This is a genomic window from Bradyrhizobium canariense (assembly GCF_019402665.1).
Taxonomy (GTDB): domain Bacteria; phylum Pseudomonadota; class Alphaproteobacteria; order Rhizobiales; family Xanthobacteraceae; genus Bradyrhizobium; species Bradyrhizobium canariense.
Window position 1 is genome coordinate 1 of sequence record NZ_VSST01000129.1, and the last position, 847, is coordinate 847.

An 847-nucleotide genomic window follows, 5' to 3' on the forward strand; every position below is an offset into this window, starting at 1 on the left:
ATCGGAAGACGGATTAACGCAAGGTTTGGAACGGCTTACACGCGCAACGCGGTGGTCGGCCGCGCCAAGCGGCTCGGGCTGGTCGTGCAGATACGGACGACGAGCCCGTCGATCGTCCCGGCGTTGCCGTCGGGAGCCTGTCTTGTCCTGCCGCACCGCCCCACGGGGCTGACCCTGCCGCCGAAATCCGCGATGAAGCCTGCCGCGCCCGTCAAGTTGCGCTGCGTCGGCGTCCAGCCCCGCTTGGTCCCGTTGGTCGAACTCGCTAGCGAGGACTGTCGCTATCCCTATGGCGGCGACAAGGACGGGGAGGAGATCACCTTCTGCGGCCATCCGCGGGAGCCGGGCTCGAGCTATTGCACGCCGCATGCGCGCCTGACGCGCCGCGCCGGAGCTGGATCCGCCCGCGTCGCCGGCCCCGTCGTGCTGAGGCTGGTCTCTGCCGCCTGACCTGACGACCGCCCGTTCAATCGTCAATTTCGCAAGGAGTATCCGAGTGGCACGTGTCCGACGCAACAGGTCCTATAAATTGGCGAATGTCTATGACCGACGCTCACGTGAGATACCGTTCAATGCGGAGGTGGCGGAAGTCGAGGTGGACAATCCGCTGGCGCTCGACCCCGGCGAGAAGATCATGGCCGTGCGGTCGATCCGCTGCGATCCGCTCGGCCGGCTGCACGCGCACCATCAGATCGACGAGGCACAGTATCGCGGCGGGCGCGCCTTCCAGAACGATTGGGAGAGGGCCGAACGAGGCCTTCAGGCAATGGACCCGACTCGCGAATATGTCGACGGGGCGCGCACGCGCGAGCCGGTCACCGAGAGCCAACGCGAGGCGGTGCTGCGG

At 66.9% G+C, this 847-nt stretch carries 1 protein-coding gene and 1 pseudogene; both read left to right on the forward strand.

Features of this window, described 5'->3' with window-relative positions:
- Positions 1–450, forward strand: a 450-nt coding sequence (locus tag FXB41_RS40125; RefSeq protein ID WP_219685684.1) for a GcrA family cell cycle regulator, incomplete at its 5' end; no start/stop codon positions are given.
- Between the two features lie 46 nt (positions 451–496).
- Positions 497–847 (forward strand): annotated as a pseudogene (locus FXB41_RS40130) (hypothetical protein); the annotation flags it as partial.